Consider the following 272-nt stretch of genomic DNA (forward strand, 5'->3'; position numbering starts at 1 on the left):
GGCTTGAAATTAAAAACTATATCAGTAAGGAAGATAAAATCCTAATAAATACGGTACCCTCAGTAGTTAATAAATTGTTAGAAGAAGGAGTATCTTTTAGTACTGTTGGTATATTAAATATGGCAGGAGAATCTATTCCTATAGAAACAATTCATAGGTTGGGTGTTAAAGAGCTGGATGTTTATAATTTATACGGACCTTCTGAAGATACAACGTATAGTACATATTACAAGATAGAAGATAAGGAGTATAGTAATACGATTCCTATCGGC

Annotated in this window: 1 protein-coding gene; it reads left to right on the plus strand. The window is 31.6% G+C overall.

Features of this window, described 5'->3' with window-relative positions:
- Nucleotides 1-272, plus strand: a 272-nt coding sequence (locus SB764_RS40350) for a hypothetical protein (RefSeq protein ID WP_410866803.1), incomplete at both ends; no start/stop codon positions are given.

The organism is Paraburkholderia sp. SIMBA_027 (assembly GCF_046535315.1).
GTDB lineage: Bacteria > Pseudomonadota > Gammaproteobacteria > Burkholderiales > Burkholderiaceae > Paraburkholderia > Paraburkholderia tropica.